Annotated in this window: 4 protein-coding genes; all 4 read left to right on the plus strand. The window is 53.0% G+C overall.

Annotated features, from left to right (window positions below):
* Positions 1 to 83: 83 nt before the first annotated feature.
* The 4 genes from JTN23_RS06170 (at position 84) to JTN23_RS06185 (ending at position 6,104) form a co-directional block, all read left to right on the plus strand.
* Complete coding sequence (locus tag JTN23_RS06170) at positions 84 to 2,528, plus strand: ABC transporter permease (protein ID WP_247233128.1); 2,445 nt, start codon at positions 84 to 86, stop codon at positions 2,526 to 2,528.
* A 437-nt stretch (positions 2,529 to 2,965) separates the two neighbouring features.
* A complete protein-coding gene (locus JTN23_RS06175) occupies positions 2,966 to 3,766 on the plus strand; it encodes a pentapeptide repeat-containing protein (protein WP_247233129.1) in 801 nt (266 codons plus the stop codon).
* 175 nt (positions 3,767 to 3,941) lie between these two features.
* Positions 3,942 to 4,604, plus strand: a complete 663-nt coding sequence (locus JTN23_RS06180; protein ID WP_247233130.1) for an ABC transporter ATP-binding protein — start codon at positions 3,942 to 3,944, stop codon at positions 4,602 to 4,604.
* Positions 4,605 to 4,760: 156 nt separating this feature from the next.
* Entirely contained in the window at positions 4,761 to 6,104 is a 1,344-nt protein-coding gene (locus tag JTN23_RS06185; protein WP_247233131.1) for a TolC family protein, read from the plus strand.
* Positions 6,105 to 6,392: the final 288 nt, after the last annotated feature.

Consider the following 6,392-nt stretch of genomic DNA (forward strand, 5'->3'; position numbering starts at 1 on the left):
TGCTTTAGCGACGAACTCCTTGTAGCGCACGTTCAACAAAGAGCTAATAGCTAACACCTAACAGCTAACCACCTAACCTAGCCATGATCCAAAACTATATCAAAATAGCCTGGCGGAACCTGATCCGCAACCGTGCCTTCACCGCCATCAATATCGTGGGGCTGGCCCTGGGACTGGCGACCTGCCTGCTGATCGGCTTGTTTGTGTTTAACGAATTGAGCTATGACCGCTACCACGAGAAAGCCGATCGTATCGTACGGGTGGTATTCAGAGGTACCATGAACGGAGAAAAAATGCGGGAAGCCAACGTGATGGCACTCGTGGCCCAAGTCCTGCGCAACGACTACCCGGAGGTACTGGACGCTACCCGCCTCAGAACCGGCGGGGTACCACGCATTACCTACGGCGACCGGACTTTCAAGGAAGAAGCCTTTGCCTTTGTGGACTCTAACTTCTTTCAGGTATTTACGCTGCCTCTGCTCAAAGGGGATGCCCGTACGGCGCTGGTACAGCCCAATACTGTAGTCATATCGGAGAAGGTAGCTCGCAAGTACTTCGGCGATGCTGACCCCATCGGCAAGGTACTAACCATCAAAGATTCCCAGGCCTCCTATACCGTTACCGGCGTTTTTGACAAGGTACCGGCCAACTCACACTTTCACATGGACCTGTTTGCCTCCATGGCAAGCGTGCCGGAGTCCCGCCAGCCCAACTGGCTTGTGTCGGGATACTTCACCTATCTGGTACTGCCCGAGGGCTATAACTACCGCCAGCTCGAAGCCAAGCTGACGCGTGTGGTGGAAACACACATGGGACCGGCCCTGGAGAAGCTGATCGGGATTGGCCTGACGGAGTTCCGTAAGAAGGGCAATGACATTGGCCTGTATCTCCAGCCCCTGACCGACATCCACCTCCGCTCCGACTTCAAAGCCGAAACCGAAATAGAACCCGGCGGTGATATCCGGTACGTATACCTGTTTGCGGCTATTGCGTTGTTTATGTTGCTGCTGGCCTGTATCAACTTCATGAATCTCTCCACGGCCGGTGCCTCCAGGCGGGCCAAGGAAGTAGGTATCCGTAAAGTAATGGGCTCCGAGAAGAGCCGGCTGATAGGTCAGTTTCTGGTGGAGTCTATTCTGCTCACGGGGCTGTCACTCGTGCTGGCGATTGCAATCGTATACCTGGCTCTGCCTTTCTTCAATGATCTGTCGGGCAAGGAACTGGATCTTGACCTGCTGCGTACCCCCTGGACCCTGGTGGGGCTGGTCTTGTTCGGCCTGCTGGTGGGGGCGCTGGCGGGGAGCTATCCGGCCTTTTTCCTCTCGTCGTACAAACCCATTTCTATTCTTAAAGGAGGTACTACCGGCCGTGTAGTAAGTCGCGGTAGCATCGGTTTGCGGAGTAGCCTGGTGGTCTTTCAGTTTTTTGTTTCCATTACCCTCATCATCGGTACTACGGTAGTATACCGGCAGCTCCGCTACATCCAGAATATAAAGCTGGGCTACGACAAGGAGCAGGTACTGGTAATCAACGAAACCTGGACGCTGGGCCGTAACGAAGAGGTACTACGCCGCCAGCTTCTGCAGGATACCCGGGTCACCAGCGCCAGTATTTCGGGCTTTTTGCCGGCCGGGTCGCCTAATAACGGCATCCTGTCGCTGTACCCGGATGGTAACGATGCGCAGCTCTTCCGGATGGGCTACTTTGGGGTAGATTACAACTACATCCCGACTCTGGGCATAAAGCTGGTGGCTGGCCGTAACTTCTCACCGGAGTTTCTGACTGATTCGTCGGCAGTGATCATCAACGAAGCGGCGGTAAGGACGTTTGGCTGGCACAAAGGGGCCCTAGGCAAGACCCTGACGAATCCGGGCGTACTGCTCAGTTCGGGTCAGAACAAGGTATACCGGGTAGTTGGGGTAGTGAAAGATTTCCATTACCGTTCGCTGCACGAGGAAATAGCCCCTATGGTGATGGCACTGGGTGACAACTCTGGCTCAATTATCGTCAAAGCCAGGACGCAGGATATGGCCGATCTGCTGGCTTCGATCAAAGAGAAGTGGGAGGGATTCGGAACCGGCGAACCCTTTCGATATTCGTTCCTGGACGAAAGTTACCAGGCTACCTACCAGGCTGAGCTCAGAACCGGCCGCATCCTAGCCCTTTTTGCCGGACTGACGATCTTCGTAGCCTGTCTGGGGCTGTTCGGGCTGGTGAAGTTCGCAACCGAGCAGCGTGTCAAGGAGATTGGCGTTCGCAAGGTATTGGGCGCCAGTGTGGCCAGTATCGTGACCCTGCTTTCCCTGGATTTCCTTAAGCTGGTAGTAATCGCCATTGTCATTGCAACGCCCGTGGCCTGGTACGCCATGGACCTCTGGCTGCAGGACTTCGCCTACAAGATCACTATGAGCTGGTGGATGGTGGTGGTAGCGGTCGTAGTGACAGTAGCCATTGCACTACTGACTATCAGCTTCCAAAGCATCAGGGCCGCCCTGGTCAATCCGGTGAAGAGCCTGAAGAGCGAATGATTATTAATGTATAATTAAAAATGGATAATGAATAACGCATTAGTAGTGTACGAAGGAATTTCCATTCAGCCCCGGAGGCGGACGGCCGCTGCCGGGCGGTACTTTAGGAGAAATAGCATCAAATGTGTACAAAGAGCTCCGTAGGAGCGGCCACCGTGGCAGCGGCACATATGAGGCTGGTATCGCCCCTACCGGGGCTCAAATCCCTCCAACTCGCTAATCTGCTACTAAGGTTTGGCCCCTCTGGGGCTGCATTTAAGGCGCCTTTTTATACACTATTATTCCTTCGTACACTTCTAATGTATAATGGGAAGGAAGACAGCAAGCTTACAGCCTATTGCATATAGCTTACAGCTTTTTTCAGACCCATGCAACCTTTGCCCTGTATCCACCATCTGTTGAGTAAATCACATCAGATACTTAAAACTCGTAACGCCATGAAAACCACATTTTCCTACTTCTTTTCGCTTGCGCTGGTAGCCCTGCTGGCCGTGTCGGCCACGGCCCAGTCTACGCTTTCGGCCAAAGAAATCATTCAGAACATTGACCGGAAGTTCGCGGTCGAGGTTAACAACAAAACCATCGAAGGGGACCTGGACCTGACGGAGCTGTCGAATAAGGAGCTGAAAAAACGCGGAAACATGGATACCCGCGAGTACAAGAGCCGCGTGGAGGTACCTATCACTTTTCGTAACTGTACCTTCAGGGGTGATGTAGTGGCCTACAAGGTGGTAGGCAAAGACGGAAAAAGACGCGGCCTGCTGGGAAGTGTCATGAACAACGATGGCGATGACCAGACACTCTACACGGCTGACTTCAAGGAAGCCGTTGTATTTGAGAACTGTACCTTTGAGGGACTGGCCGAATTTAAGTACTCTGACTTTGCCGAAAAGGTATCCTTTGCGGACAGTAAGTTCCGGCACCAGGCCAACTTCAAGTATGCTAAGTTTAACGAAGGTGCCCGATTTGCCAATGTGGATTTTACGGATTCGGCCAACTTCAAGTATGCCAAGTTCAGCGATGAGGCTAATTTTGCCAATACCCGTATCAGCCAGGTAGCTGACTTCAAGTACGCCAATTTTCAGGATGGCGTTACCTTTAAGGGTACCCACTTCCAGGGCTACGCCGACTTCAAGTACACCGACTTCAAGCGCGAGGGCGACCTGAGCCAGGTAACATTCAGCCGGGGCAGTGACTTCAAATACGCCAAAGGCAGCCGTTATATATCTACCAATTGATAGGCGATTCCATTGTAAATACTCCTGATATTTGTGCCGTCCGAATTCGTACAAAAGTGTGCGATTTCGGACGGTTTTTTGTGTCTAAATAGGCATAAATGGCTGTATATCAGCAAAGGCAAGTTCTGGTATGCAATTTGAAAATAATCAACTATAACCCCCAATACAGACCCTGATGTTACAGTTTCAGAAAATCTCCAAGCACTATCCCGCCGGTTTCGGTAAAGCATACGTACTACGCAACATCAATTTAGACATCAACGAAGGTGAGTTTGTGTCCATTATGGGTCCATCCGGTTCGGGTAAGTCTACGTTGCTGCATATCATGGGACTGCTCGAAGAACCCTCCGAAGGCGAGTACCTCTTCCTGGGCGAGCCCGTTCAGAGCCTGTCCGAGAAGAAGCGTACGGATCTGCACCGCAACCACATCGGCTTCGTGTTTCAGGCGTACCACCTCATTGACGAGCTGACTGTATACGAAAATATCGAAACGCCGCTGCTGTACAAGGGCGTGGCCTCGTCGGAGCGCAAGAGCCGGGTTGCTGAGCTGCTCGACCGCTTCAATATAGTAGCCAAGAAAGACCTGTTTCCGCATCAGCTATCGGGCGGACAGCAGCAGTTGGTAGGCGTGGCGCGGGCCATTGTACACCGTCCCAAAGTCATATTCGCGGATGAGCCAACCGGCAACCTCCACTCGGAGCAGGCCGTCGAAATCATGGAGCTGTTCAAGAAGCTGAATCAGGAGGATGGCGTCACCATTGTACAGGTGACGCACTCGGAGTCCAATGCTACCTACGGCGACCGGGTCGTACGCCTCAAAGACGGCTGGCTGGCGTGAGTTAGCCTGTTAGGTATTAGGTTCTTAGGAATAAGGCTGCGGAAGCTGAACTCATAGATACAATTCATTTACTACTGTCTTAGAAAATTCAATTTGTTATAAAACAGGAGAAAGGCTAACACCTAACAACCTACCTCCTAACTACCTAAAATAGCCATGAAATATTTACTACTCTTACTTGGTTTTATTCCCGGATTTCTGGTGCCTGAGCTTGCTAAAGCACAGGGCGCATCCACGCCGGACGCTATGCTCAGCCTGAGCGAGTGCGTCGATATCCTGGCTAAGAATAACCTGACCTACCGCGATGCGCAGCTGCAGGCTGAGGCGGCGGATGCACTGTGGCGGCAGGTAAAATCGCAGCAGCTACCTTCGCTGGCACTGGGTGCGAGCCAGAGCGTCAACCTGGGCCGGAGCATCGACCGCTTCACCAACGCCTACATTGACCAGCTCTACAACTCCAACTACGTAGGAGCGGGGCTTGATCTGACCCTATTCCGGGGCTTCCAGATCCAGAACCAGGTCCGTCAGAACCAGCTGCTGCGGGAGTCGGCCATCGAAAGCCGTACGGCCATCCTGAACGCCCAGACCATCCTGCTGGTACAGGCTTACGTACAGGTACTGGCTACCCGGGCTCTGAACGAAGCGGCTCTACAGCAGGTAGAAGCTTCACAGCAGCAGGTAGATCGTGTGCAGAAGCAGGTTAGCGCCGGCGTAGTGGGCGAGAGTGGCCTGTACGAGATCAAGGCGCAGCTGGCCAATGACCGCTTCGACCAGGTGACGGCCCTTAACAACTACCGGGCGGCGCGTCTGGCGCTCTTCCAGCTCCTGAACCTGCCCCCCAGCGATAACGTAGAACTGGAACCGCTGGCCCCGGCTGACCAGCCCAATGGAACTATGAATGCCGAGGATATCTATGAAGATGCCCAGAAAGTATTTCCTGAACTACGCGGAGCCGAACTACGTCGGCAGAGCTTTACGTACCTGGTGAAGTCCATCAAGGCGGGTAATTTCCCGTCTCTGACTCTGTCTTCTAATTTCGGGGCGTTTTATGCCTCTACCAATGCCAATCTGGATTACTTCCAGCAGCTCAACGCTACCCGTAACGGAGGTTTGAGTGTGGGCCTGAACATCCCTCTCATGGGCCGCTGGGTAACCCGCCCCAGGGTTGCTACCGCCCAAGTACAGGAGCGCATCGCCCAGAACCAACTGGATATAACGCGTCAGCAGCTGCGCCAGGCCATCGAGCAGGCGGTGCTGGATGCCAATGCCGCCTCCGACCGCTTCGCCGCTGCCCAGAGCCAGCTCGAATCACTTACGATGAGCTTTGCGATGGTAGAAAGCCGACTCAACGCCGGTACGGCCAACATATTTGAGTACTCACTGGCTAAGGCCAATCTGGCCCGTGCCCAGGCCAACGCCATCCGCTCACGCTACGAGCACCAGATGCGTCAGCGCCTGCTGCAGTTCTACCGCCAGGGTGGCTGGAATGGCGTGCTGTAAAAGAGAAAATAAGTAGGTAGCCTGCTGTGCAACGCTCAGGCTTTACCCGTGTCTTTAATTTAGAGTATTAGGTTGTGGAAATGTAAATCCCGAAATAGGGCGGCTTCTGGCCGCCCTATTTTTTTGTGGACATACACTCCTTATAGAGCAGTGTATTGAATTATAAAGTCTGCTTCATTGTGTCAGTCCGATTTCTATGACAAATGCAAGTTGTTCTGGTAGGTTGTCTGATTTTTTATCAGGGCGAATATCAGGTGAATGATCTTGTTTCTGACCGCATTCAGGACT

Source organism: Telluribacter roseus (assembly GCF_017355915.2).
Lineage (GTDB): Bacteria > Bacteroidota > Bacteroidia > Cytophagales > Spirosomataceae > Telluribacter.

What these genes read in the sequence shown, in the direction of transcription:
- JTN23_RS06170 (WP_247233128.1), top strand. Translation starts at nt 84, where the DNA reads ATGATCCAAAACTATATCAAAATAGCCTGGCGGAACCTGATCCGCAAC.
- JTN23_RS06175 (WP_247233129.1), top strand. Translation starts at nt 2,966, where the DNA reads ATGAAAACCACATTTTCCTACTTCTTTTCGCTTGCGCTGGTAGCCCTG.
- JTN23_RS06180 (WP_247233130.1), top strand. Translation starts at nt 3,942, where the DNA reads ATGTTACAGTTTCAGAAAATCTCCAAGCACTATCCCGCCGGTTTCGGT.
- JTN23_RS06185 (WP_247233131.1), top strand. Translation starts at nt 4,761, where the DNA reads ATGAAATATTTACTACTCTTACTTGGTTTTATTCCCGGATTTCTGGTG.